22 protein-coding genes are annotated in these 24338 nt (G+C 59.7%); 10 read left to right on the top strand and 12 right to left on the bottom strand.

Going from position 1 to position 24338, the window contains the following annotated elements; translation table 11 throughout:
* Positions 1-1309 precede the first annotated feature (1309 nt).
* Both AB4Y40_RS33875 and AB4Y40_RS33870 read right to left on the bottom strand, forming a co-directional pair.
* A complete protein-coding gene (locus tag AB4Y40_RS33875; protein WP_368691547.1) occupies positions 1310-1651 on the bottom strand; it encodes a hypothetical protein in 342 nt (113 codons plus the stop codon).
* A 133-nt stretch (positions 1652-1784) separates the two neighbouring features.
* Positions 1785-2333 (bottom strand): dTDP-4-dehydrorhamnose 3,5-epimerase family protein, encoded by a 549-nt coding sequence (locus tag AB4Y40_RS33870; protein WP_368691546.1) that lies wholly within the window; start codon positions 2331-2333, stop codon positions 1785-1787.
* A 352-nt stretch (positions 2334-2685) separates the two neighbouring features.
* Between AB4Y40_RS33870 and AB4Y40_RS33865 the strand changes: the two genes are divergently transcribed.
* Positions 2686-3687 carry a helix-turn-helix domain-containing protein gene (locus tag AB4Y40_RS33865; RefSeq protein ID WP_368691545.1) on the top strand — a complete coding sequence of 334 codons (1002 nt, stop codon included), beginning with the start codon at positions 2686-2688 and terminating at the stop codon, positions 3685-3687.
* A gap of 256 nt (positions 3688-3943) precedes the next feature.
* Here the strand turns inward: AB4Y40_RS33865 and AB4Y40_RS33860 are convergent, their stop codons facing one another.
* Complete coding sequence (locus tag AB4Y40_RS33860; RefSeq protein WP_368691544.1) at positions 3944-4237, bottom strand: hypothetical protein; 294 nt, start codon at positions 4235-4237, stop codon at positions 3944-3946.
* 362 nt (positions 4238-4599) lie between these two features.
* Here AB4Y40_RS33860 and AB4Y40_RS33855 point away from each other — a divergent pair, with 362 nt between their 5' ends.
* Positions 4600-5220: a hypothetical protein gene (locus AB4Y40_RS33855; protein WP_368691543.1), complete on the top strand. Its 621-nt coding sequence runs from the start codon at positions 4600-4602 to the stop codon at positions 5218-5220.
* Between the two features lie 251 nt (positions 5221-5471).
* Here the strand turns inward: AB4Y40_RS33855 and AB4Y40_RS33850 are convergent, their stop codons facing one another.
* Entirely contained in the window at positions 5472-6110 is a 639-nt protein-coding gene (locus AB4Y40_RS33850; protein ID WP_368691542.1) for a hypothetical protein, read from the bottom strand.
* A 74-nt stretch (positions 6111-6184) separates the two neighbouring features.
* Between AB4Y40_RS33850 and AB4Y40_RS33845 the strand changes: the two genes are divergently transcribed.
* Positions 6185-6532, top strand: coding sequence for a winged helix-turn-helix domain-containing protein (locus AB4Y40_RS33845; protein ID WP_368691541.1), 348 nt, complete (start codon positions 6185-6187; stop codon positions 6530-6532).
* A gap of 484 nt (positions 6533-7016) precedes the next feature.
* On the opposite strand, the gene AB4Y40_RS33840 is transcribed toward AB4Y40_RS33845, so the two are convergent.
* Together AB4Y40_RS33840 and AB4Y40_RS33835 are read right to left on the bottom strand one after the other, a co-directional pair.
* Positions 7017-7607: a hypothetical protein gene (locus AB4Y40_RS33840; RefSeq protein WP_368691540.1), complete on the bottom strand. Its 591-nt coding sequence runs from the start codon at positions 7605-7607 to the stop codon at positions 7017-7019.
* A gap of 3395 nt (positions 7608-11002) precedes the next feature.
* A complete protein-coding gene (locus AB4Y40_RS33835) occupies positions 11003-11737 on the bottom strand; it encodes a GntR family transcriptional regulator (protein WP_368691539.1) in 735 nt (244 codons plus the stop codon).
* A gap of 158 nt (positions 11738-11895) precedes the next feature.
* Between AB4Y40_RS33835 and AB4Y40_RS33830 the strand changes: the two genes are divergently transcribed.
* On the top strand, positions 11896-13467 hold the full coding sequence (locus AB4Y40_RS33830; RefSeq protein ID WP_368691538.1) for a DASS family sodium-coupled anion symporter: 1572 nt from the start codon (positions 11896-11898) through the stop codon (positions 13465-13467).
* 67 nt (positions 13468-13534) lie between these two features.
* A complete protein-coding gene (locus AB4Y40_RS33825) occupies positions 13535-15994 on the top strand; it encodes a hypothetical protein (protein WP_368691537.1) in 2460 nt (819 codons plus the stop codon).
* A gap of 61 nt (positions 15995-16055) precedes the next feature.
* Here AB4Y40_RS33825 and AB4Y40_RS33820 read toward each other — a convergent pair whose 3' ends face one another.
* The 3 genes from AB4Y40_RS33820 to AB4Y40_RS33810 form a co-directional block, all read right to left on the bottom strand.
* Positions 16056-16352, bottom strand: coding sequence for an H-NS histone family protein (locus AB4Y40_RS33820; protein WP_368691536.1), 297 nt, complete (start codon positions 16350-16352; stop codon positions 16056-16058).
* Between the two features lie 256 nt (positions 16353-16608).
* Positions 16609-17133, bottom strand: a complete 525-nt coding sequence (locus tag AB4Y40_RS33815) for a hypothetical protein (RefSeq protein WP_368691535.1) — start codon at positions 17131-17133, stop codon at positions 16609-16611.
* A 183-nt stretch (positions 17134-17316) separates the two neighbouring features.
* Complete coding sequence (locus AB4Y40_RS33810) at positions 17317-17577, bottom strand: hypothetical protein (RefSeq protein WP_368691534.1); 261 nt, start codon at positions 17575-17577, stop codon at positions 17317-17319.
* A 789-nt stretch (positions 17578-18366) separates the two neighbouring features.
* Between AB4Y40_RS33810 and AB4Y40_RS33805 the strand changes: the two genes are divergently transcribed.
* From AB4Y40_RS33805 to AB4Y40_RS33795, 3 genes are all read left to right on the top strand, one after another.
* On the top strand, positions 18367-18840 hold the full coding sequence (locus tag AB4Y40_RS33805; protein ID WP_368691533.1) for a hypothetical protein: 474 nt from the start codon (positions 18367-18369) through the stop codon (positions 18838-18840).
* 376 nt (positions 18841-19216) lie between these two features.
* Entirely contained in the window at positions 19217-19732 is a 516-nt protein-coding gene (locus tag AB4Y40_RS33800; RefSeq protein ID WP_368691532.1) for a hypothetical protein, read from the top strand.
* Between the two features lie 377 nt (positions 19733-20109).
* Complete coding sequence (locus AB4Y40_RS33795; RefSeq protein WP_368605613.1) at positions 20110-20301, top strand: hypothetical protein; 192 nt, start codon at positions 20110-20112, stop codon at positions 20299-20301.
* A 578-nt stretch (positions 20302-20879) separates the two neighbouring features.
* Here AB4Y40_RS33795 and AB4Y40_RS33790 read toward each other — a convergent pair.
* A complete protein-coding gene (locus tag AB4Y40_RS33790) occupies positions 20880-21494 on the bottom strand; it encodes an H-NS histone family protein (protein ID WP_368691531.1) in 615 nt (204 codons plus the stop codon).
* A gap of 508 nt (positions 21495-22002) precedes the next feature.
* Between AB4Y40_RS33790 and AB4Y40_RS33785 the strand changes: the two genes are divergently transcribed.
* Both AB4Y40_RS33785 and AB4Y40_RS33780 read left to right on the top strand, forming a co-directional pair.
* A complete protein-coding gene (locus AB4Y40_RS33785) occupies positions 22003-22431 on the top strand; it encodes an H-NS family nucleoid-associated regulatory protein (RefSeq protein WP_368691598.1) in 429 nt (142 codons plus the stop codon).
* Positions 22432-22628: 197 nt separating this feature from the next.
* Positions 22629-23030 (top strand): DUF6283 family protein, encoded by a 402-nt coding sequence (locus tag AB4Y40_RS33780; protein WP_368691530.1) that lies wholly within the window; start codon positions 22629-22631, stop codon positions 23028-23030.
* Positions 23031-23096: 66 nt separating this feature from the next.
* On the opposite strand, the gene AB4Y40_RS33775 is transcribed toward AB4Y40_RS33780, so the two are convergent.
* Together AB4Y40_RS33775 and AB4Y40_RS33770 are read right to left on the bottom strand one after the other, a co-directional pair.
* Positions 23097-23567, bottom strand: coding sequence for an RES family NAD+ phosphorylase (locus AB4Y40_RS33775; protein ID WP_368691597.1), 471 nt, complete (start codon positions 23565-23567; stop codon positions 23097-23099).
* On the bottom strand, positions 23564-24019 hold the full coding sequence (locus AB4Y40_RS33770; protein WP_368619003.1) for an antitoxin Xre/MbcA/ParS toxin-binding domain-containing protein: 456 nt from the start codon (positions 24017-24019) through the stop codon (positions 23564-23566). The genes AB4Y40_RS33775 and AB4Y40_RS33770 overlap by 4 nt, the downstream gene beginning before the upstream one ends.
* Positions 24020-24338 lie beyond the last annotated feature (319 nt).

Raw genomic sequence — 24338 nt, 5'->3', positions numbered from 1 at the left:
ATAAATGCCGGTTCGGCGGCGGTCTGTGCCGTGCAACGCGAAACGGGAGATTCCCGCGTCGTTTGCGGAAATGAAGACACTCGCGAATGCCAGGAGAGTGGCGGAAATCAGGTAGAGATTGACGTACCGGCTTCGAGGGATTTCGCCTATCTTATGCATTGTGGTTGGAATCGGGACCCCGTTTTGTGGGTCCCATGGGGCCGCCTAACGGAACGTTTCCGCGTGATTACGGGTGAAAGCTGCGTGGGCGCCATGGGTCCGGTGCGACTGATCAATCCTGCACTATGCCGGTACAGCGGACCGCATCCAGATGCCCCTTTCGACAATCCACAAGTCGCACCGGCTATCAACGTCTACCATGACAATTGCAATCCTCGAGCCAGACATTGGCGAACTTGACCATACCCTTCAAATACTTTCTTCCGTGGGGCACTTATGTTTCGGGACCAGGAGTGATGAAGGGCTACGACGCTTGCTTGAAGACGTGTCAATTGACCTCTTCCTGATTGATTGGAGTGAACCGGACCGCCAACGATATGAGACACTGCGATATCTCGCCCGACGCGAATTCGTCGGGCCAATCGTCTTGCTCACTTCGGCTCAGACCGCATGCGGTGTAATTAACTCAGGTCTGGAATGCGGAGCGGACGTCCACATGAACAAGCCGCTCTCCGAAGGAGAGTCTCTTGCTCCCTTGCATGCGCTGAGCAGCGGTCCGTACTACGCGATGCGCGCTTCGAGCAGTCAAATGATGTGATTCCGTGCAGCACGGCGCGTTCGCCTAGAAGTGCCGTGACGGCTATGGAAGGTCGCTTGCCAGGAGATCACCAGTCCATGTTGGCGAGTCCAGGTCGAACTCCCGCCACGAGTTGCCGACCGACTCAAACACCCCATCCCTTATTCCCTGTCCGATCGCGGTTCTCACAAGTGCTTCACTTGACAACCGGCGACTCCTCGCCAGTTTGACTCTCGGTATCTCGAAGGCGACTACCATCGCTTCCGAGTCCATGCGAGATAGCAAGACATAGAGATCTCTCGAATAGTGAGCCATATAAACTGAATCGTCGAATTCATTTTCGGGAATACGGAAGCAGAAGGAAGAGTTTTTTCCTGAAATTTCCATTGCTTTCGGTCTTCCCGGTATCGAGCAACTTTCGGGGAAAGGGGTTGGTCAAACATCATTTCTTACGTACACGCACCAATCGGATCCGAGATTTGGTATGGTATGCCGCCCAGAGACGCGTGATAGCGCCCCGTCAAAGCCTCCCCCCATATTGTCCATCCCGCGTGCCGCTAATACCAGACGACGTTAAATGTCTAGCACAGCTTGAACCGACAACAGTGTCCTATTGATTAGCATCTTGTCCTCGATGTCGAGAACGTTTGCGTGTCCGCGCAAGAGTTCCGCCATCGAGTCGCCGACCTGTCGAATCTCCAGATCTGTTGGTCTAGCGATCGGCCATACATGCATCAGATACGCAAGTGGAATCACACTACGCTCCGCACACCAACGCTCAAAGAGTGCCGCGCAAGAGACCTCTACAGCGCTGAATTTATAGAACTGCGCGTCGCCTGCGACTTCAGGACACGCGCCTGCATCCGACCGCCAGTCATGGTCGGCTGTTTTCGTGAGATCGATTGAATGGCTCATACCGTAGAGCTTGTAGTCATGGATGAGTGATCGGCTAACGATCGCTTGCCAACGGAAACGCACCGTCCAGGAGTTGGCATCTTAAACGCGGCCTCTTTACCGATCGGTCGTCACGCGATGCGAACTCGTTGTCCTAAAAGTACTCCGCAACATTAAAGTCAACACAATTGCGCTGCCTCCTGTCTGTGACAGGCAATCCCGCAATACCCCAATCGATGTTGAGATCTGCGTCATCCCAGCAAATCGTGCGCTCCGAATCAGCCAGACGCGCCGAGGATGCCTTTGAAAGCACCTCCGCGACGTCTGATCGAACGATGTACCCATGCGCGAATCCTGGCGGTATCCAGAGCTGGCGACAGTTTGATGCTGACAGGGACTCGCCCGTCCATCGCCCAAAAGCAACTGACGTACGACGCAGATCGAGAGCCACAGCGTATATTTCGCCGGACAGCACTCTCAATACAACGCCGCGCGGACTTTGAACCTGGTAGGTCAGTCCGATCAACGCATTATGCGGGCAAACGGCCTGCTCATCATGAGTGAAAAGATACCCGTAGGAGACGTTCGCATTGAACCAGTCTTGATCAAAGCTTCTAAAGAACGCGCCTGTCGATCGGGCTTCGATCTGCGGCTCGAATACTTTAACGTCACGAAGGCCAGTATTGCCGAGGCGAAAGGACATTCTTTTTCTCTGTGTTCCTGATACTTTTCTACGATTCTAACTTTCCCGATTCTTCTCTGACTATGCCATGAACTTCACCGATGGACATGATTCATACCAGACAATACGTTATCCGTTTCCGCCAAAACTATGCAATTGCGTCGTGCACATCGCATGGCACACTGTTGTGCAGGCAGTAGATGTTCCAGCGAGACAGAACCCGTTGCAATGCATGTGTTTTAAACCGCCAATATATTGGTCTGATCGGCCAAGCATCCGACGAATTTAATAGCCCATGTATGATGCCTCGCGATGAAAATTAAGTCGTCGTCACAGGTTATATCAATTTCAAGCACCTGATAACAGTAGAGGGATGAAGATGGGCGACATCGGTGCCGGGGGGGCTGAGAGGGGAAATGTCGTTTCTGGCGCGAGAGGGCCGAAATCCGGAGCCACGAGAAGCATCGGCGTGCTGCTCTACAGAGGCTTTTCCCTACTCTCGATCGGAGTCGTTCCTGAGATCTTTCAGCTAGCCAATGAAATCGCGGAGCAACAATGCAATGGCGGATTATTCTATGACGTCAAGCTATATTCCGCACAGGGTGGCGATGTTGAGTGCTCGTCCTCTGTCAACGTGTGGACACAGGAATGCGACACGACGAAAAGTGTGGGCTTTGATGCACTGTTTATCGCGGACGGCAGCGACTTGACCGAAGTGACGCGCGACGAGCGTGTTCGACAATGGCTTCGGGTCACCATTCCGGCAACGAAAATCGTTTCCGGAATTGGAAAGGCCGCGGATCTGATCGACATGATGCAGCTCCGTTCCGACTCGTACCACAGCAGTCTGGTTCAACTCGATTCTGATGCGTCTCTCACAAAAATTCCCACCAGCCGGGGAAATCGCTATGAACCGACCAGGACGGCTCTTGCGCTTGTCGGATGGGATCTCGGTCCGGAAGCAGTGAGAGACATCTCACGCAAGCTCTCTGCAAATGGTTTTGCAACGCTTACCCCTCTAATAGCTGACGCGCGAGCTGACACTGCAATTGAGAAGGTCCGTGCATCCGCGCGCTGGCTTAAGGAGAACTGCAATCGGCCGATATCTGTGAGCGACGCGGTCAACATCTCGGCTATGAGCGAGCGCAATTTCCTTCGATGCTTCAAGCAGGAAATAGGCGTCACGCCTTCCGAGTACCTGCTGCAGGCACGACTTGATCTGACCTCGCGCATGCTGGCAGAGACCGATTTCTCAATCGACAGAATCGCGAAAAGTTGCGGCTGGACAAACGGGGATCGTCTCGCAAAGATCTTCCGGCGGCGATTCTCCCTGACACCTTCTGAGTTTCGGCAACGTGAACGACGCAATTCGTAATGCGAGTAGAAGGTGCGTCTACAACGAATGGCGCTCAAGGTACCCCGTCACCCGCGGGGGTAAGATCAGTTCGTCGCACCATAGAGGAAGTTCTTGAGGATTCTTCTTCCCTGCGCGCGTCTCCTCGCGCGGATGCTTGCTTCGAGCACCCTGCTTCTGCCCAGATCGGATCACTCTCTGGAAATTCAGGCTGTTCGTGCGACATGCATCGATTTCGCCCAAATGACGGCTCTGCTGCATGGGCAAGTGACAGCAGCTATTTCTTGAGTGGATGCGTATCCCCCACTGCCGGGAAAAACGCGTTCCACACCGCTCGTACGCCCTGTGCGGCGGCAGCCTGCGCGTCCATGTGCTCGCTGTCGGCCGAGTCCCCCGGATCCCCACTCAGACCACGCCAGTGAGTGAACAGAAGCACGGGTTGCTCCGTCCAATGTCCGTCGATAAACCGGGAGAATGCCGTATCTCCGGTCGTGAGCCTGACTTCGTACCAGCCCTCCCGGGCCGGCGCATAGTCGTCCGACGGGAACCATCCTGTGGTGTCGATTTCCATTTGTGCCCCAGATTCGAAGCCATTACACATGCATGACAGCACGCGGCGTACCTGTTTCCTCCAACGACACGCAGCATGCTGTGTCCGCGAATACCATCATGATAGAACCCCGCGGAATGCGTAATCACCGGCATGATGATAACCATGCCATCCGCGATGATGCCCCTCCTCTCGCGCAACTCTCCTGATGTTGTCTCTGGTTGCGTTGACTTCACGCATCGCGAGATTCGCAGCGGTCAGCATTGCGACCCGGGCACTAACCTTCAGCTTGCGCATAGGCTGTTGAAGATGCATTTCGCAGAATCACACGCGGGCGCTATGATTGGCCAGTCATAGTCCGAAGGGAAAGGGAGTTCATCGTAATGTTGAGCTTACGTATACATTTCTGGTCGATCGCGGCCACCCTGATAGCGTTTGTGGCGTCACTCTGGATCAATCAGGAGGTGTTTGCGCATACCTCGTTTGTACGGGGCATCAACTGGATATTCCTTCCTTCCGGCATACGGCTTTTGAGCACGCTACTGGTTGGTGTCGACGGTTTCCTTGGCTTGCTGCTTGCTGGTCTGTTAACGGATTTTCTTTACTGGTTCCCGCATGACCCTGTGAGAGCGATCGCTGGCGCGATACTTGGGTCAGCGGCTCCGTATCTGGTCTACAGGTTCGCGAGAGAGTATTACGGCTTGCGCGCATCGTTGACGAATCTCACGCCGACCCGGCTTCTTGTGCTCGCCGTCGCGTATTCGGTCGCGAATCCGCTGTTACATCACCTCTGGTTTGCGTTGACCGGTGCGACCGAGCATTTCTTCGAAAGCCTGTTCAGCATGTTTGTGGGCGACCTCACCGGAACGCTAATCATGCTGTATGCGATAAAGGGATTGCTGGCTTTGCTCCCGAAACGGCCAGGCGATTCCCGCCTCACGAACGGGATGTTCAGCATTCACGTTGCACTAACGAATGCATATAACAATCAGGCTCCACGCTAGCGTGACGAAGGGGTTGCGATGAGGCGCAATCGCAGCCCGTCTCGTGGCGCTATGTACGATTGTCGCCATCGTGCGTCTCGACGTGGTGTTGCACCAGTTGCACCCAGGCTGCAGTGTCGCGATTCGCGACGACCGCCAGGCGCACCCAATGCTGGGCGGCCTGCCCCGACTCACGCCCTCGATCCCGCAAGGGTGAGAGCCTTCAACGGCCCTGTTCGAGCCCGGATGGGCCGTGCGCCCCATATCTGCCGTCAAGCCAGGCGGTTGTTGTAGGCGAGATCGAGGGTCAGCCGGATCCTGAACATGCCGTCGGTCATGCGTGAGGACTGGCTGGGATGTCTGGGCAGCAGGGTAAGCGTGCCCTTCACGATATAGATGAGAATCAGCGCGCCCAGCAGATCGCCCACAAACATCGTGAAGAAACTCTGCAGGATGTCCTGCGTACTGCCCGCCATTGCGAACCAGAGATGATGCAGCGTCGAGTTCGTGAGTGCGACAGCAAACGCGAGCACTATAAGGCGCCTTGGCGTGAGATTCGTCAGCGACGCCTTCAGGCCATAGCGTTCCAGGGCGAGGCGATAGACCTCGTACGGGCCGGCCGAACTGAAGATCGCGCCCGCGATTGCCCGCACGGGGTCGTTCGGGAAGTAATGAAAGAAATCGACCAGCAAGGCGGAGACCAGCAGCCCGATCGCACCGTCCGCGCCCAGCAACAGCGTACTCAAAAGCCGGATGCCAGTCGGAAGATAGATCCACTCCACCCAACGCGGAAACGCGGCATGCAGGAAGATCAGTTCATCGACCCAGAGCGTCAGCGCATAGACAAACACAGTGCCAGCTATGGACCAGAAATGTAAGCGCAAGCTCCCGTGACGGTATAATTGTTCCATTCGCTTTTCCTTCCCCAATCATAGCTGACCCGCGCCTTCGCGGCGTGCGCACCCATCGCGTATGGGCGAAAGCAATGAAACGACCTGCAGACATCTATCTTCGTTTCCTGCAACTGACCGAAGCCATTCGTGGCTTGCCCACGCTGCCAGCGCTTGATCCGCTTGAAGAGAAGATTCTCGAGTTCGTGGCTCGCGCGTCACAGAACAAGGACCGGTTGTCGGTCCGGGACATGATTGGACACAGTGAACTGGGCTCTCCTGCGACACTTCACGGTCGCATCGCGTCCATGCGCGAGAAAGGATGGCTCACCCTCTCCGACACCGAGGACACCCGGCGCAAGCAGATCGAACTCACGCCTGCCGCGCTGCGCCACTTCGACAAGCTCGCCGAAGCGCTCTCGAAGGCAGCGAAGGGCACCTGACCCGGCAGCATACCCCGCAATCCGGAGCCCGCCAATCGAGGGCGTTCTGCCCGGATCGGCCAATCAAGGCAGTTGTCCCCGTTCAGCCGTGCTGCGTGATTGCGAGCGGCCTTTCCCAATCGCACAGAAATCGTTCGCGATCCGAAGTAACCAAAAAAGAACCCACGGACCATATCGGGCAGTGGGTTCGCAAACACACGCCAAAAGCTCGGGTTTTCACAAACCGTCATAACTTTTGGAACAGTAAACATACCGGGTTTGCGAGGCCAAGGCAACTTGGCAGTGGCTTAAAACAACACCCAGGGGAAGCTCAGTTCGGTATTTTTGCGCCTGTCACAAATAGGGCCCCGCTACCGTCTCGAGGCTGCGGTGAGCCGCCAACAAGTGCATCTGGTTTCGACAAAAGCAGGTTCCAGAACATCCAGACCCGATGTAACGCCTGCAGGAGCGCCCACCGCCGCGGACCAGACGCAGTTACGTTGCGTCACGCGATGCAGAAAAGCGATGGCCGGATTTTCGCCGCGGCTTTGGCGCCGTTGGGCGGATCGTCAGTCAGGCGCCCATACAGGGCCTGCCAGTCGACGGCAAGCAACGGGATCGTCCTGTCATTGCGGGACCAGTATGCGAGAAAGCGTGGCCAACCCTCGAGGAAAAAGCCCACGCCTGGACTGAGCAGGCACGGAGGTCTCGCCACAAGAGGCACCCGGGCCGCGGGAAATATCGAACAGAGCGTTTCAAGTTCGTCCGCGGCTTCACCGGCAGTCTCCGGTTTGTTTGCACCGGCCGACAGGTGATCCCGCACGACGTCCGCAACACAGGATGTACAGAGCTCGATATAGGAGGCGCGCACCCCACCCAGATCTGCCCACCGGGCAGACGACGCATCCGTCGGCTCCGTCATCCTTCTCAGAACGGGAAGCCTGACGTACGACGGCAGTGCGACAAAATCCGTTTCCTCTCGTTGCAGAGCGTCGCGAAACATCGGATAGGACAGCAGCCATGAACTGACTGACGGACTGCCACCCTGACGCGAAGGCAGATTCAATTCCGGAAGGCCCGGGTGCAGCGTAGGCATGCTGTTCTCCATTCGTTATAAAAATAATAACGAATGGCTGCGCTGTGCGCAAGAAGCGGCCGTGGGGATGAAGCGACGGGGCCCTGTCCGTCACACTTGATCAGGCGCACGAGACGCGGGGAAACGCCATACGGACATGCCACAGCGCTTTGCTCTCACCGACAGTGTCCGCGAATTCGCAAATCACGAGCAATATTCGGCGGCCATTTCACGACGAACGTTCATACTCTTTTGCAAGGATGGGCTGACGCCTGGCCAGTTCGGTCTAGCGCTTTTTACGAGGGTCGGCGGACACGACGGACCCTTGAAGCGGCGCATTATGCAGTTTTGAACACCGCGCACACCTGATCGACCACGCGAGCAATGTACAGGACAAGGCGGCGCAAGCGGCGCATTGCGTTATCCTGAAGCGTCCGCCCATAGGGAACACGCATGAAGCTTTCAAAATTCCTGTTACTGATGGCACTGTCGCTGTCCACCACCGCTTACGCGCAAGCCTCGCAGACGTTTCACTTCGGCGAAGGCCAGGACTCGCCGCAACGCGGACGTACCACTTCTCCTCCGCCACTGCCCGCAGCCCAGACTACAGAGCCGCTGCCCCAGGGTGAGCCGCATCCGCACACGAAGCCGACGTTAGAGTCCCAACCAAAGGCGAAATCGAAGTCGAAGCACCGGCAGCACCATCGGCACCATTCAATCCACCCGTCACCGCTTCAGAATCCGTATTCACATCCTTGAGCCGGGCAGCACGCAAATCGTGTGTCAGCCATCCAGCGAATGATTGGACTATCTGGCATTCCTCGCTCGCTGTCGCACAATTAATTCGATATACGAATTGATATGGCTCGGTGATCGTGCCCGGCGCACCCACGAGAACCCGCCCCTGGCTGGCGGCCGCCTGCTCGACTTACTGCAAAAGGCAAGTTCGTGATTGCAGTAATTTTATAAGAATTACTGCAATCAACTTAGAACCCCTCAGGCCACCACCCCCTCGCCTGTCCGATACCCCAGGCGAACGGTACAAGGTTACCAGGCGGTACCGGGCGCATCGGTTAGATCTGTTCGGGCCATGCCCGGTCCGCGACCTCATTGTCGGACTTCTCACCACGCACCGGCAGACGAATCACCGACGTCTCGAATTCATGTTCCGGCGCATCGCTGGGCCAACGTCTGTGGCCCCGTCCGCGTGCTTTAGCGCGCCGAGGGCCACCCAATGCCTGCGCGCGGGCATCGGGTCTCACCAGATGCAGGACTTCGAAGCCTGTTAGCCGATTGATGAAGAGAATGACGCAAACTTACGTTTTTCAAATTCCCGTTGCGGCAGTCGATCACGCACGTCCATGCAGAACGTCGAGCCACGATTCTGGCTTTCTATCAATCACCTTTTCCCGGTTTCCGACATGAACTCGCCGCACGTCTTGCATGTATAAGAGGCGTATCCGTGCGAGTCCCTGCCGTTGTTCACCAGTCCGGTCGTGCGAATCGAGTCCCACTGAGAAGAGTACGGTTCATCGTCATCGCACGCCACCTCTTCGCCGTCGTGTCCGTTGACGCACACGAAGTATCTACGTATCAACGTCGTCATCGCTGCCCTCCTGCGGCTTACGGTTACTGCGAAGCGGCGCTCCAGCCGCGCGAGCTGGCCGTACAGGCCCATTCGTGCAGGTTGGCGTTCCTGAAGAGTCGTGTCCTGCACCATCCGCTCCGTATTGCGCTGTCCATTCATCCCGCGACTGACGTGAGCGCTAGCGAATCGCCGTCCACGAGATGGCCAGGCTGGAATCCCGTCAATTGTTTGACAATTTTCAATGCCCTGACGATCGGGGCCTGCGGAAAAAAGACGCCGCGCAAGTGACGCGCTGCATTGCCCGGCGCCAGCTATTCGATGGCCCTTGCATGACCGTCTCCGTCAAGGAACGGCACACGCAGCGCGGCGCCGCAGCCTGGGTGACAAAGCGGCACGCCAACGTGGTCGGCGCGTCCACGGTCCGGAACGGAGGGATGCATCCCTCCAAAGCGCGAAGATGCCCGGCGCAGTGTAGATGCCATGGTGCGTCGCGCAACGATGCTGGAGATAATCATCCAATACTGGATCAGCATTGCGGTTCGGGCCGGCTCAACCGCGTGTTCCCACTAGAGCGAAGCGCGCCAGCCTGCCCGCCTGCGACCGCAGTTCCGCCTGCGGAGCAGGACACGACGGGCAGCGGAAGTCGCGCAACGGCGCGTCGGATAACAGTGTCGACTTTGGGAGTCCTGGCCTACGGGACAGGCCTTAAAATATGCGACTCCAGCATTCCGCTACAGGGAAGTATGGTCGGTCCACACCGGTTTCACAACATGCAGTGAGTTCTTCTTCCCTGTTCCGCTAAACGCACGCGCACGTGCCGGGCTTTGGCCTCGCGCGCCCGTCGAAACGTCCGCGTAGGTTAGCGACGAGTCATTCGCCCGCTCGCCGACGCGAAACTGTTGAAATGCCGGATCCCAGGACGCAGTGTGACTCTGGACTTCGAAATCCCCGCGGCGCAGAAATGTTCTTTGGCAGTCGGTCAGTCTGGCGACGCAGCTGTTGTGACAGCGCACGCGCCTCACACGTCGAATGCATTCAGTGCCCGCAGGCAGCTTCGGGCAGATGCAGGCCGGAGCTGATCGCGACGGCTCAGGCATCACACCGCCCAGTCACGCGCCACGGTATCAACGTTTCAGTGCAGCCGGGCGAGGGTACGAAGGAGCGAATCGCCGTCCCGCGTAACGCGAGGCCGTATGGTCCCCTCAAGTGTCTCCAGGGCAACCAGTTGGCGTTCAGGCAGGGTGTGGACACGCTTCTGGCTACGGCGGCGGCGGTCGCAGGCTCGGTACCCAGTTGCCGGGTGACGCTACGCATCATCCAGATGCCGATACCGAGACGGACAAACGGGTTCGTGCCCAGTTCGACGCAGTACCAATCCCGAAAAGTCCGGCAACCCTGTATCGATTAAACGAACACGTGCAAGTCAGGTTTCGTGGTGCGATGGATGTCTGGCCCTGACGCCCGGGCACGCGAACAGCGCAGTACCCGACTCGGTTATCGGCGGCATCATTTATTCCTTCACACAAATTATGCGTTTTACCGCGAGATTTTTTTACAACGACGTAAGGTCTCTGGAGCAGTCAGCATTGTCCGATTCAGCCGCGCACAGTCATGGTGCGCGGGAAATTACACGGCTACCCTGATCGACGGCAACGACGCTTACGCCGCAGGCCAGATTCCGCGCGTTCGCGACTGCGCCAGTCTCGTCGCCTCCCTGGTAGCGAGCGTTCGCACAACGCCAGTTTCCGGAATCTCTTGGAATCCATAACATCGGCAAAGATCCAGGCACGAAGGTCCCCCGCAGGGTGACCCGCGCCTGGCGTCGTTATCAGACCACCCGCGCCTCAAGCCCGCTGCGTACCACCAGATCGAAACGCTCAGGGCGAATATGGAACACCGTCGCCTCGCACGCGCGCCCGTCAGCAAGTCGCGAGGTCCGGCGCAGCACGAGCAGCGGCGCACGCGGGGACACTTCCAGATACGCGGCGATATCGCTCGCCGCGGCAACCGCCGTGATGGTCATGTCGGCATCGACGATATGCCAGCCCGGCAGCCGTTCGAGCATCTCGTACGACGGGAGAGCTTGCGCCTCCTCGCGTGAAATGACACTTGCCTCGGGCAGCAGGCAGGTCTGCGCGAGCGCGACAGGCGCGCCATCGACGCGGTGCAGGCGTTCAAGATACACACAATCTGTGACATCAGCGGCGAAGGTCTGGCGCAGGCCGGGCGGTACCGCACACGCTTGCATGCGCAGCAGTTCCATGCTCGCCCGCGCGCCCTGCGCCGCCAGCGAGTCGTAAAAGCCGCGCAACACGTCGAGCCGGTGCTGCAGACGCCGGGGCTTCACGAACGTGCCCTTGCCCTGCTTGCGCTCAACGACGTGCGTCTCCACCAGACGGCCGAGCGCCAGCCGGACCGTCACCCGACTCACGCCAAAGCGCTCGCCCAGTTCGGCTTCCGACGGAAGCTTGCCCGACGGCTCATAGATGCCCTGCCCGATTTCCTGCTCAAGCGTCGTCGCGATCTGCTCATAGAGCGACGTCACATCTTCCCGCACCAACATGATTCAAGTCCCTCGCTGCACTCGCGTCACGCCTTGTACACGATTCGCGATATCGATATGAAAAGCAATTCGATGGCCGCACTTGTATTAATACGTATTATGCCATCCTGACCCGCCGACGATAGTAGCATCGGCTCGAATAACGAACGCTGGAAGGCATGACAGTGACAGACAAGATCCTCGACGCGCCGCTGCTCGATCGCCCACCACATGCCGGAGAAGTCCGCCATACGAACGAAGCCGCACCGGCAACTGCCCCCGGCCATGCCGGCCTTCGCAGCGGCTCCGCGCTCCTTCGCGCCCGCCTCGGCTTCGTGGCCGCATGGTTCGCCTTCATCGCGCTCGCGTGGCTCATGCCGACACCCGCCGGACTCGACGCGAACGGCCAGGCAACCCTCGCCGTGGTCGCGTGGGTCGCGATCGTCTGGGTGACCGAGGCCATTCCCGTCGGCGTGAGCGGCATACTGATACCGATGCTGCTTGTGCTTTCACACGCGAGCCCGGGTTTTCCGAAGGCCGCAAGCGGTTTTGCGGCGCCCGTCGTGTTCCTCTGCCTCGCGGCATTCCTCCTTTCGGCGATCATGCAGGCAAGCGGCCTCGACCGCCGCATTGCGCTGGCGCTGCTCGAGCGCCTGAAGGTGCGCACCGCCAACGGCGTGATCTGGGCAATGTTTGCCGTCAACTTCGTGATGTCGATGGTCGTGCCGGCCGCGAATGCGCGCTCGGCCGCGCTGCTGCCCGTCACCAACGGCATCGTCCAGCTGTTCGGCGATTCGCCGCGCGAGCGTGCAGCGAAAAAGGCCATCGTGATCCAGTCGCTTGTCTACGGGGCGATGATCAGCGGCATGTGCATTCTCACGGCGCATCTGCCGAACATGGTCGTGTCAGGCCTGCTCGAAAAGCAGCTCGGCATCCACATTTCATACTTCACGTGGTTCAAGCTTCAGTGGCCGTATCTGGGCATGTTCGCGATCACGCAGTGCTGGGTCCAGTACTATTTCCGCTCGCGCGCCGTGCAGATTCCTGGCGGACGCGCCGCCATCGCGACAATGCGTCGCGCGCTCCCGCCTGCCTCGCGCAATGACTGGCTGGTGCTGGTCCTGTTCGCGGGCGTGGCGGTCCTGTGGGCGACCGAGCCGCTGCATCACCTGTCGTCGGAAATCGTCGCGCTGATCGCGCTTGCCATCCTGTTCGCGCCAGGCGTGCTGCGCTTCGGCTGGGCCGAAGTCGAGCAGCGCACGATCTGGGGCACGCTGTTCCTGCTCGCCGGCGCGCTCTCGCTGTCCTCTGCGATCAGTTCGTCGGGGCTTGCGCAATGGGCCGCCGATCACATCTATCTCGTCGCGCACGGGCATGGCTGGTGGCTCGCCATTGGCATCGTCATGGCCGGTACGCACATCATCCGTATCGGCATGCTGTCCAACGTCGCTGCTGTCACCATGATCGCGCCGATCGCGCTTGCGCTCGCTCCGCGCCTTGGTCTGCATCCGGTCGCGTTCACGATGCTGGTCAGCGACACCGACAGCTTCGCCTACCTGCTGCCCACGCAGATCACGGCGGGCGTCATTGCCTACAGCAGCGGCGTGTTCACCACCGCCGATTACGCCCGCGTCGGCGTGGTCTCGGTGCTGATCGCGATCCTGTACGGGCTGTGCGTGATCGCACCGTGGTATGCGTTCATGGGCGTGCCCGTCTGGGACGCGTCCGCGGCATGGCCGTTTGCGCATTGATACTTGCGCGCACTCGCATGGTCACGTGCGCGCGATCCCTTACCCGTCTTGTCGACACCCACCCCAGATGAGCGAATCGAACGAAACCGGTCTGCACGCCCGCGCGCGTGCCCTGCGCGAGCGCCTTGGCGAGCATGTCGCCCCGGCCGGCCTCTATGAGCAACTGAAACAGCGCCCCTTCGCCGGCAGCGTGCGTTGCAGCGTTTCGCGACTCGAAGCGGGCAGCTGGGCCGAAGTCGTGCTCGACTACGAAGTCGGCTCGTCAGGCATTGCCGATGGCGGGTGGCTGAAGGCCACGTTCAAGTTTTACTCGGACTGGGCGCTCTTCCAGACAAGCGACCCCACCGCGGCGAACTACATCAGCGCCGAGTATCATGCGGCGCCGCTCGTGCCGGGCCAGAGTCCCGCCACGGTGCAGGCGCTCAATGTGCGCTTCGACCAGAAAGGCCACGAGCGGCCGTACCAGAAAGCCGTGATCGTCGATGTCGTCGACGGGTATCTGAACGCAGGCGACCGCATCGTGATCCGTCTTGGTGATCGCCGACGGGGGCCCGGCACGCGCATCCAGACGTTTTCCGAAGACGATTTCCGCTTCCGGCTCTACGTCGATCCGCTGGGCACGTCGCGCTTCGTTGCAGTGCCTGGCGACATCGCCATCGACATCCATCCGGGCGATCCAACGGACGTGCTGCTCAACGGGCCGCGCTTCGTGCGTCCTGGCGAGGCTGCGCCGTTTCGCCTTGCGTTGCAGGATCGTTGGGGCAACGCATGCCGCGAGCTGGGCGCGAACGCGAATGCACGGCCGGTAGTCGCCAATTCGATCGCCAGTTTGACCGCCAACGTCATCGCCAACGTGATCGCCCGCGACGCAGAAGGCACAACGGTCTATCAGCGGGAGCATGCATTCCCGGCGCAGGGATTCGCGACGCTCGCGCTCGACGACCTGCCAACGGACCGGGGCACGCTGCACATCGTCGCAGCTGTGCCCGCACGGCCGGAGATCCGCGCAGCCGTTGCCTGGCTCACGGTCGACGCCACACTGCCCTCCCCGCGCGCACTCTATGCCGATCTTCACGTCCATGCGCACGACACGGTCGGCACCAACAGTCCCGCATACAACGCGCAGTACGCGCGCGATATTGGTGGGATCGATATCCTCGGCTATACGGCCAACGACTTCCAGATCACGGACGCGAACTGGCAACTGGGCGTCGAGGCCGTCGATCAGTTTAACGAACCCGGCCGCTTCGTCGTCTATCCCGTGCAGGAGTGGTGTGGCAGTTCGACGGCGGGTGGTGACCACAACGTCGTATTTCTTGGCGACGAACGTCCCGGTTTTCCGTACAACGCGCGCGGCGAGCACAACCGCACACTCGTGTGGAACGAGGACATGAAGGGCAACGCGGTCGAACTCGGTCGATGGCCCGTCGAGGAACTGTGGGATGCCTACGCCGACGACGCGGAACATCATCTCGTCATGCCGCACGTCGGCGGTCGGCGCTACATTCCGGACTGGCACCATCCGAAGCTTGAGCGGCTCGTCGAGATCGCTTCGACGTGGGGCCACTTCGGCTGGCTCTACCAGGACGTCATCGCGCGGGGCTACCAGCTCGGCGTCGCTGCGAGCGGCGACGAACACCGCGGACGTCCCGGCGGCGGCGCGCCGGGCGTGCAGGTCTTCGGCGTACATGGCGGACTCACGGGCGTGCTCGCCAATACGCTCGACCGGCGCACGGTCGGCCAGGCCTTACGCGCACGCCGCACGTGGGCGACAACAGGCGAGCATAGCGCGCTGCTCGTGCGCAGTGGCGATCACTGGCAAGGCGACGCGTTCAGGCAGCGCGGCCCGGCCACGCTCGATTACCGCCTGCTCGGACGCGCCGGCTGGGAATACGTCGCCGCCTATGACCACAATGGCCTGATATGGGAGCGGAACCTGCATGAGGAACTCGGCTATGCTGAGCGTCTGATCCGCGTGCGCTGGGGTGGTGCGCGCATTCGGGACCGGTATCGCTGGGCGGCGTGGCGTGGCCGCATCTGCATTCTCAACGGCACGATTCACAACTTCGGTTCTCACGGCTTCGAACACGTCGAGGAATCCGCGTGGCGCACAGGCGCAACGGACATCGAATTCAGTAGCGACACGTACGGCGACGCGGACAGCATCGAGATCGACGTGAGCAATCTGGCCGCGGCGACCATCGTGATCGAAGGCACCATCGACGGCTTCGTGAAGGTCGGCGATCCGATCGCGGGCAATCCGTTCGCGCATGCGCCGGCGTTTCGCTTCGAGGTCAGCGGCGCGGAACTGCTTGCGCGGGGCAGCGCAACGCATGCGCTCGGCGGCACGGAACTGTTCGTCGCGGTCGAGCGTCTGACCGACAGGCCGCTGCCGGTCGATCTCGCGGGCTGTGTCGAGATCGACGCGCAGAATGCGTCATTTGGTTTTCGTCCGGTGTACTTCTTCGGGCGGCAGCGTGACGACAGCAAGGTGTGGTCGTCGGCGCAGTTCATTACTTTTGAATAGGTTCGCCGCAGGCGCAGGTGAACAGCGCCCGCAGCGACAGGCTCCGGTTTGAATCCGTCATCTAGTCACGAATCAGGAACCGGTCGCGGTTCCTGACGTCCTTGATCCAGTTCGGCGGCCGCCCTCTGCCGGACCAGGTGGCGCCGCTTGCCGGATCACGGTATTTCGCAGGCAGCGCGCCGCCTGAACCTCTCGGCCTGCCGCGGCGACGCCCAAAGATGTCCTGAGGTGTATATCCGAAATAGGCCACCTTTGTACGGATATCGGCAAGGACGGCATCGAATTCCTGCTGACGGACTGCTGCTGCCTGATTCTCCAGCTCGGCGATCTGCGCTTTCAGTTCCCTGTACGTTGCCACGAAGCGTCTCCCGCATATGGAAATCACTGGGTCATGATAGTGACTTTCGTATGTCGCTGATCCGAACCGGGACGATGGTCGCCGGGCATTGCGTCAGGCTGGTGTCGGTGGATTTTCCGGTAGATAGCGGTGCCTCGCGACCACATCGACAATGGCAAACGCTCGTGCATTGTGAATCACGATGGAGAGGAACAAAGCCGTTGCCGGCTACCGCTGTATGCAGATTCATGGAAACCCGGATGCTTCACGCGCAGCCTCAGGCAAGCGTGGTGAAACGCCATGGATGATCGCGCAACAAGCCGGTATTCATCGCACCGCGGCGGCCAGGAAAGGAAGTCCGGGGTAGAAGGTCTCCTCGCATCGGACGGTTAGTGGCAGACCCTGTGAACCGATACAGGCCCCGTCTGAATTCCGCGCGAATCCCGGCAGTTCGGTCTGCAGCGCCGGTCTGGTAGAGAACGGCTTTTGGGTCAATGGAGTTTGAACGCCTGGCGACGGCGGGCAGTCGCAAGGAGCGGATTCTCGTCGACCCCTGCGTCGCGCGTTGGCGCCTTGCCATCCGCAACGATGACTCGGACATCCTGCGCGAATGCGTCGTCGAAGCAAGTGCAACGCATTCAGACGCTGGCCCTTGACCCGCGCCCGCTGCGGCCTGCGCGACGGCTTTCGCGGCCAGACCCAATGCAGCGGCCGCCTCATCCCACGTCAACCCGCTGGCCATCACTTCCTGAACAAGCTTGCCCGCGATAACGCCAATCCTTGCCTTCAGTTCATCATCCATTGCCTCTGCTCCTGCGATGCTTCATGCCGCGCCTGTGCGGCATCGCTTGTTCAATCGTTTTTGCATTTCAGGCGGGGGCGGCACGCCTGGCAGCATCCTGATCACCCGGCCGCAAGATCGCGCAACGGATCACCTCACATCGACCACGAACACGCCAGTAAGGTAGTCGTCCAGTTTTACTTTCTAGAACCGGATGGTGTCGAACGGGAGATCGATCCCGTGGTGTTCAAGCACGGCTTCGCGAAATACCTGCCATTCGCTTTCTCCGGCCCGCTCATGCGTGCAGTGCAGACATTGATCCGCACCGGCCAGCTGTTCGGTCACCGTTCGATGCACGTCGATCCCGAAGCGCTTGCTGAATCGCCCCACACACGTGCCGTCATGCGCCGTCACCCACACGGTATCGCCCAGCGAGGACACGTCAATGCAGTAAGGTTGAATCACGCCTTTTTTCCTGTTTCTCCGGTGGCAGACATGCACAGGTTCACCTTGTTCTTGCTGCCGCCATGTGCGGTATCGTCAGTCCCAGCGACTGGCCACACGCACGGCTTCGTCGGTGCGTCACAACAGTCGACCCGGAAGTCAGTTCCCCCCACCGCGATCGCGTGTGGAGGACCGTCATCGCCACACTCGTTCTCGCGTTAGCTCACAACATCCGCGCTGGACCAGAGTAATGTGCCATGTTGTCCCTGCATTGCGGGTACACCTTCGCAACATGCGCGCGCTGCGCTGCTGTCGTTGTTTTCCCACTCCAATGGCTCGTGCGCAACATCGCGTCCGACATGACATGCTTTCGAACGGTGCGCCTTCCGAGCGACCGATTTTACCGCGGCCAGGCAGCCAGGAGAGCGCGGTTACGCCGCGCGCACATTTCGGGCGATTGCCAGGTGGCCCGCAGCAGACGTGGCTGGCCGCGCGCAACACTTCGTCCGCACAAGCAGCCAAGAACAATAATGAAAAGAATCTCCAGCTCACGACGCCAGGTCTTCGTGTGTCATCGCGCTCGGGAGCTTGCTCATGAAAGTCCACGGCTCGACGCCCTACCTCTCATTGCTCACGAGGCATTCTTGCCATGCCGCAGTGTTGCTCGGCTGCCTGACAAATCCCTGCACAGCGCAGGCGCCAGCAAGTCCGCCCGGCACACCCACGGCTGACGCGCCGAGCTACAAGGTCGGTGATACGTGGACCTTCATATGGGGGCGAACCGACTCCAGGCCAGGGACTCCTCTTGTCATGACGGTAGTCGCGGTAACAGAGACGCAGACGACGATGTCGTCCTCGTGGAACGGCGGTCCCCAAAAGCAAAACCACTACGACAGTCAGGGCAACCTGACGCGGGATGGCAACGGCACAACGTATGAGCCAAGCAGTGGAACCCTGAGTTTCCCAATGACTGTGGGAAAGCGCTGGCACTTTCATCATGTCCGGCGTTTCACGTTCGGAACCATTGATGTCAGCGGCAACGACGAGATCGTTGCATTCGAGCGGGTACAGGTACCCGCTGGTTCATTTGACGCCTACAAGATAGTCAGCCATGGGGTGAACGCCAGGCAGCTTGATCGCATGTACGATGCGCCGTTGACCGAAACCTGCTGGTATGCGCCAAGCGTTAAAAAGGTCATCAAGTCGGATTACATGCTGTATCTCGATCACCGGGCGCTGCTGACCCGTACTTCCGAGTTGAGTGCTTTTTTACTTGCTCCGTGACGTTACCTGGCCGCGTCGTACGCTCTGGTAGGTCAGTCCCTGCTGCACGTCGATTTTTGCCGCCGACAGGCGTTCGTGGATCGTAGCGGCGATTGACGGTTAGTTGCATCGGGCACTCTTGATTCCCGGTGCTGTTTGCCCGGAGTCCTAGCCGAGCAGGAAGCTTCGCCGCGCGGCACACAGTCTTGCGCGGACGCGCCGTTCCGATGAGTTCGTCCGCTGCGCAGCGTCGGGCGAACTCACCGGAGTGATGGAGGACCGCCGGAACCATCACACTGGGCGGCCGCTTTCATCTGGACCCGCCACCGAACTCGCTAACCCGATCATGCAAATTAAATCGGGGGGTCGCTCTTGATCCCGGGGTGAAGATCTCAATATGACGTGTCAAATCCAGATCAACCGCCTGTCGGACATGCCCAACAAGAAGAACTCTCGATCCACGCGTCGGCCAGTTGCCGGTACGCACGCAAAGTCGCTCTTTCTCCCCATGCCCCGCCACGAAGCCTCGGATCTCGCGCTGCGTGCACGGATCGCACTTGAGCGTCTGCGCAATGGTGAGGCAGACCGCTCCCTCATCAATCTCGTCTCACAGGTGGCTATCATCACGAGCTTCATTACCCGGGCGGGACATGGGCAGCTCGATATCGCGGAGATCGAACACGTTGAGCGTGACCTCGGAGAGTTACTCAGCGAGGCCGATCACACCGGAGAGTGGCAGGTGCCCGAATCGTTGATCGCGGGACTCACCACCGTGATTAACGAGTACGACCGCCAGCTTTGCGCGACCCGGATGGAGATCGTTGTCCGGGCGAGCGATCATCTTGGGAAACTTGTTGATCTGGCCGCGCGCGACACGCGCACCAACGACAGTCAACTCCAGGTTGCACGGTAACTTCACATCGGATCGCGTGCCGGAATCACGGATCCGTTAGCGCAACGTGCGTTGAAGCTCGCCGGAGAACGATACGTATGTGCGTGAGAAGGTCACGCGCAAACGTCATACGGTTGGCTCCCGCCAGCCCGATGGTAACCAGCCACCATAGATGGAGACCAAACCCCAGCGCGTGTGTCGCGAAGGTTTGTGGATCGCGAGCAGCACACCCTGCAATTACCTGCGAAAGCGCGCAAGCGCTCACAAAAGACAATTCAGTAACGCTCAACGCAAACGAAGACGCGTGTATCCCGCGCTACACTGCGTCCACAACCCCGCATAGGCCTGCGCGCGATAGATGTGCGGCTGGCAACCACGTCCCCGAACGAAAAAACCACATGGAAATTCGCGTCGCTTACGAACATAGCCTGGCGTCCGCGCCGGAAGAATACATCGTTCAGGTGCCCTCGCAGCTCGTGACCGATATTCCCGCGAACGTGCCGCGCGCGCTGTTGCCGGAGTTCATCACCGGCCTGATCGTCGAACGCTCCCCGACAATCGGAAAGATTCGCAATCTCAGGATTCTCTAGCAGATGGTGATCCCGCGGTGACACCTGCCTGACGAACGGCGTTGTTGCGCGGCTTTGAAAAAACTCAGAAAAGGCTTTGTTGCCTGATGTCGCGCGCTGGGGGCAGAGACGGTTTCTGGCGTCGTGCGCCCGTGCGTCGGCGAGCAAGACGACGTACATGGGCAACCAGAACGAACTGCTCATCCGCAAAGCTGAGCGTGAGCCTGAACTGAGTCAGCCCATCCGGTCCAATGCCGGGCTGCACCCGCAGCGAAGCACGCATGCCGAGCCGACGGGCACGGTCCACGAGCTGTGCACGGCTCATACCCGGCCACGCGAGCGAGACCAGCCGACTGACCACCGAAGGAACCGCCTCCGGCGGACAATCAGCCGGCAACGCCAGAGAAACAAGCTCGAAACGATGTGGCATGGGGTTCAAGGCGCGCGGATCAGAGTCCGCGCTTCCTCATGAACATACGTGGCATCGCCCAGACGAAGGCGATGCACAAGGGGTCCTGAGTGATCAGTCGTAGCGGGACGCCAAAGCACTGCGTTCGGCATCTTGCTCCGCCAGCTACGACTGGATCGCCCGTTACCCGTTACGCCGCTGCGACTTCAGGCGTCGCGGCAGTCTCAACTGCGGCCGGCGCCTTTTTGGCTGCAACCTTGCGCGGTGCCGATGCCTTTTTCGCGGGTGCTGCAGCCTTGCGACCACGAACACCCTTTGCCGGAACAGCCGCTGCCCGGCCGGCCTTTTTCGTCGCGACCGCCGTCTTCGCTGCCTTTTTAGCCACGACACGTTTCGCCGCAACCTTCTTCGCAGGAGCAGCCTTCTTCGCCGGAGCCGCCTTGGCGCCGGCGACCTTTGCCGTTGCACCGGCTTCGATCAGGAATTTCGAACGATCCTTGACGTCGCGAATCCAGAGCGGTGCCAAGCCACGGCCCGACCAGGTCGCGCCCGTTTTTGGATCCGCGTATTTCGGCGCAACGTGATGTACTGCCGCGCGCGGAGCTTTTGCTGCCTTCGCACCCGTAGCCGGCTTGCGACCGCGTCGTTTAGCGACGAAGCCTTCAATATCAGCAACAGTCAGTCCGTGCTTTTGCATCAGCTCACGGATTTTGGTCAGGCCCACCGACGACTGCTTTTCGGCAATCGCTACTGCCTGCTTCTGGAGTTTTGCAATTTTCGAGTTGATTGCGTCCAAGGTAACCATGTCTATTCCTCCCTGTGGGGTTTACCGTCCATGCGATCCTGGAACTTCCCTGGCTTATTTCCCAGGCACTTCGAAGTTCGGTCTGCCCGTCAGAATTGACGCCATCGTCGCGGTCGTGATTATGACTTCATCAGTACGCTCGTGCAAATTGATTGCACGGTGCGCAGCGATCTAAATTGTCACTGGAGATTAAAACTGAGCTGCGTCCGGTGTTGCCTGCGGGTACTACAACGCTCCTTTTCCGTTCGAATGCTACCTTGCAGCAAACACTCAATTCTCAACTGTGCAGACATGTACCCACGCATCGTCGATCCTGAACGAAGCTCCTCTTCGTTCCACAGGATGAATCGTTCACGCTGCAAAAGGTGACGTAAGGTGCGCAAGCAAACCTGGCGTCGCTTGCGGATTGATTTATACTGGATTCACACCGGTCGCCAGTCGCGACACCTGCCGTGTGCCGTTCCCAGCAAAACGATTAAAAGTGCTCCACCCTCTTCGCACCCGCAGCATGGGCAGCGTTGGGTCGCGTGGTATCCTGGCGGCACGCGATTTGCAATTACCTGCTCAACAACAGATTGTTGCGCGGAGAATACACCGAATGGATGAAAGAAAGCGCGAAAGCATCGTTGCCTATCTACGGCGGCGGATGGCTGAATTTGGAATCAAACCGGAAGACATCGCCACGTCAATTGCGGCAGATCAGGAGCGGTTGCGGGCAGTGCGTTTCCGGGACGCTTCCGGCAACTCATGGGACGGCAAAGGCACCCCGCCACAATGGGTGGTTCAGGCGATCAGCGCCGGACAGTCTCTTGAGCATTTTGCAATTGTTTCGGCATCGAACCAGGAAGCAGGCAAACGCGCCGGTGCCGACTGGCGCAACGACCCGTTTGCCGGCACCAGACTGGCGAAAATCAAAACAGAGGGCGTTGGCGCCTGAAGAGCTGAACCGGAACCAGCTAAAATCCAGCGTCAGGAATCACCCTCGTTGCCCCATCGGTTCGGACGTTTACGCGATTTCATTCCTGGCAGATGAGGGACGCAAATACTGTTACAGGGTGAAAGGCTGCGCCCCATTTCTGGACGCAAGAAGTTGGAATTCCGGAGTCCGTCCAAGTTAAGGGCAACGATTGAATCATGAAAACATCAGGAAAACCTTGCGCATCGTGTCCCTGGCGTCACACTGCGGGTGCAGAAGATATTCCAAACTTCGATCTCGCTCTGGCAGAGAAGCTGGCCGATACGTGCCCTGATGACCGCGGCATGGGGCCCGACTTTGGAGCCAGCATGTTTGCGTGCCATCAATCCAGGGAAGGAGAGGAATTCGCGTGCGCGGGATGGCTGGCGAAAGTCGGACACCACCATCCCGCAGTGCGCCTGGCAGTGGTCTCTGGTCGACTTGATTCGGCGGCACTGGAGCCTGGCGTAGACTGGCCGGAACTGCATGACAGCTATCGGGAAGTGCTGGACAAGCTGCGTGCAACGTCGAATTCTGGAGACGAGGCCAAAGAAGATGGGTCTGCAGTCAAAATCGGGTGATCCAGCGGCCTGCCCCGGACATCATCGAGCCCACTGTGCGAATGGGCTCCAGTAAGTCGGCCACGCTTACGTATCACCCAGGATAGCCCGAATTCTCGGATCGTATGGCACTTTCAGTACTTCCGCGACAATCGCCGAGCCAGCTCCGGGATGGGCAGGATTGAACAGATAGTTGTACGAATGAGGCAGGATGGCACTAGGCACCTTGAGGAGCAGTTCCTGCCCGGCTGCCAGCCATTCGCTACCGGCGGCCTGCGTCCAGTCCGCGTTCTGACGCCAGTCATCCGGGATAACGTTCGCCGTGAGTTCCGCGATCGCGGCGCCCTCCGCAATTTCCACGCGAAGCAGTTGATAGTTATCAGGCAACGCCTGCGGGGACCCGAATTCGTGGTGCACCATGGTCTCAAGCAGCGCAAGCGCGGGATTTTCCGCCAGATAGACGACGGGTTGCCCCCGGTAATGCCACCGGCCGGACGCCCTCAACCCGCCGATGCCGCGAAGGTCCGCGTAATTACTGATCCTCCAGAATTCCATCAGGCGAAGTATCCCTCGTCGATCTGAACCAGTGCATCCTCGACAAGCCGTGCACCGTGTTCAGTTGCGGCCATCTCGAGCGGCGTTTTCCCGGCAAATCGCTCCTTGCTGCCGCGAAGCCAGTTCATGGCTTTTTCCGGGTTTCCAAAGACCGTCTCCGCCTGTGCAACGATCCTTGCAAGGCGGATGGCCTTGTCCGACTCGTCAGTCGAGAGCCGCTCACCATTCTGCCGACGATGTGAGAGCGTTCGACGCGGAATGATGAAGAGCAGCTCTTCAGCCTTGAGGCCGTGCTCGCCCAGGCGGTCGAGCACCTCTACGCCGACGCGCTCGGTCGCGAGCGCAGCAAGGTCATTCCCGGACCGGATGTGCGCCTGGAGCAGGTTTCCCAGCAGCGAAAACTCGGTATGCCGCGGGTTGCCCCGTCCAGTGGGACGATATTCAACGGTAGCCATGGACCCTCCAAGCAGAATGCCCAATCAATACGGGCATTTTGCCACAGATTGCGCTTGCCTGTTGTGCTGTCTGCGCTGCGCCGACTGCGCGCGACCGCCACTTGCAGCAAGTCCAGTCCCCGCGGCCCCGCACAGCCGACCGGCGCCTCCGGCGTGACTTTCCAGAATAGAGCGGCTTCGATACAGTATTTTATGGGGCAGCATGCCGTAGCCACTACTGGACGTCGAGGCAATCCATCCCGATCTGTGGCGAGCCTCGCAACTGGCTTCGGCGCACGGCCGCACGGTGACGAGCGGACACGAGGCGCTCGACGCGGAG

The sequence above is a fragment of the Paraburkholderia sp. EG287B genome, from assembly GCF_040965595.1.
Lineage (GTDB): Bacteria > Pseudomonadota > Gammaproteobacteria > Burkholderiales > Burkholderiaceae > Paraburkholderia.
This window is presented reverse-complemented; position numbering and strand designations above follow the sequence as displayed.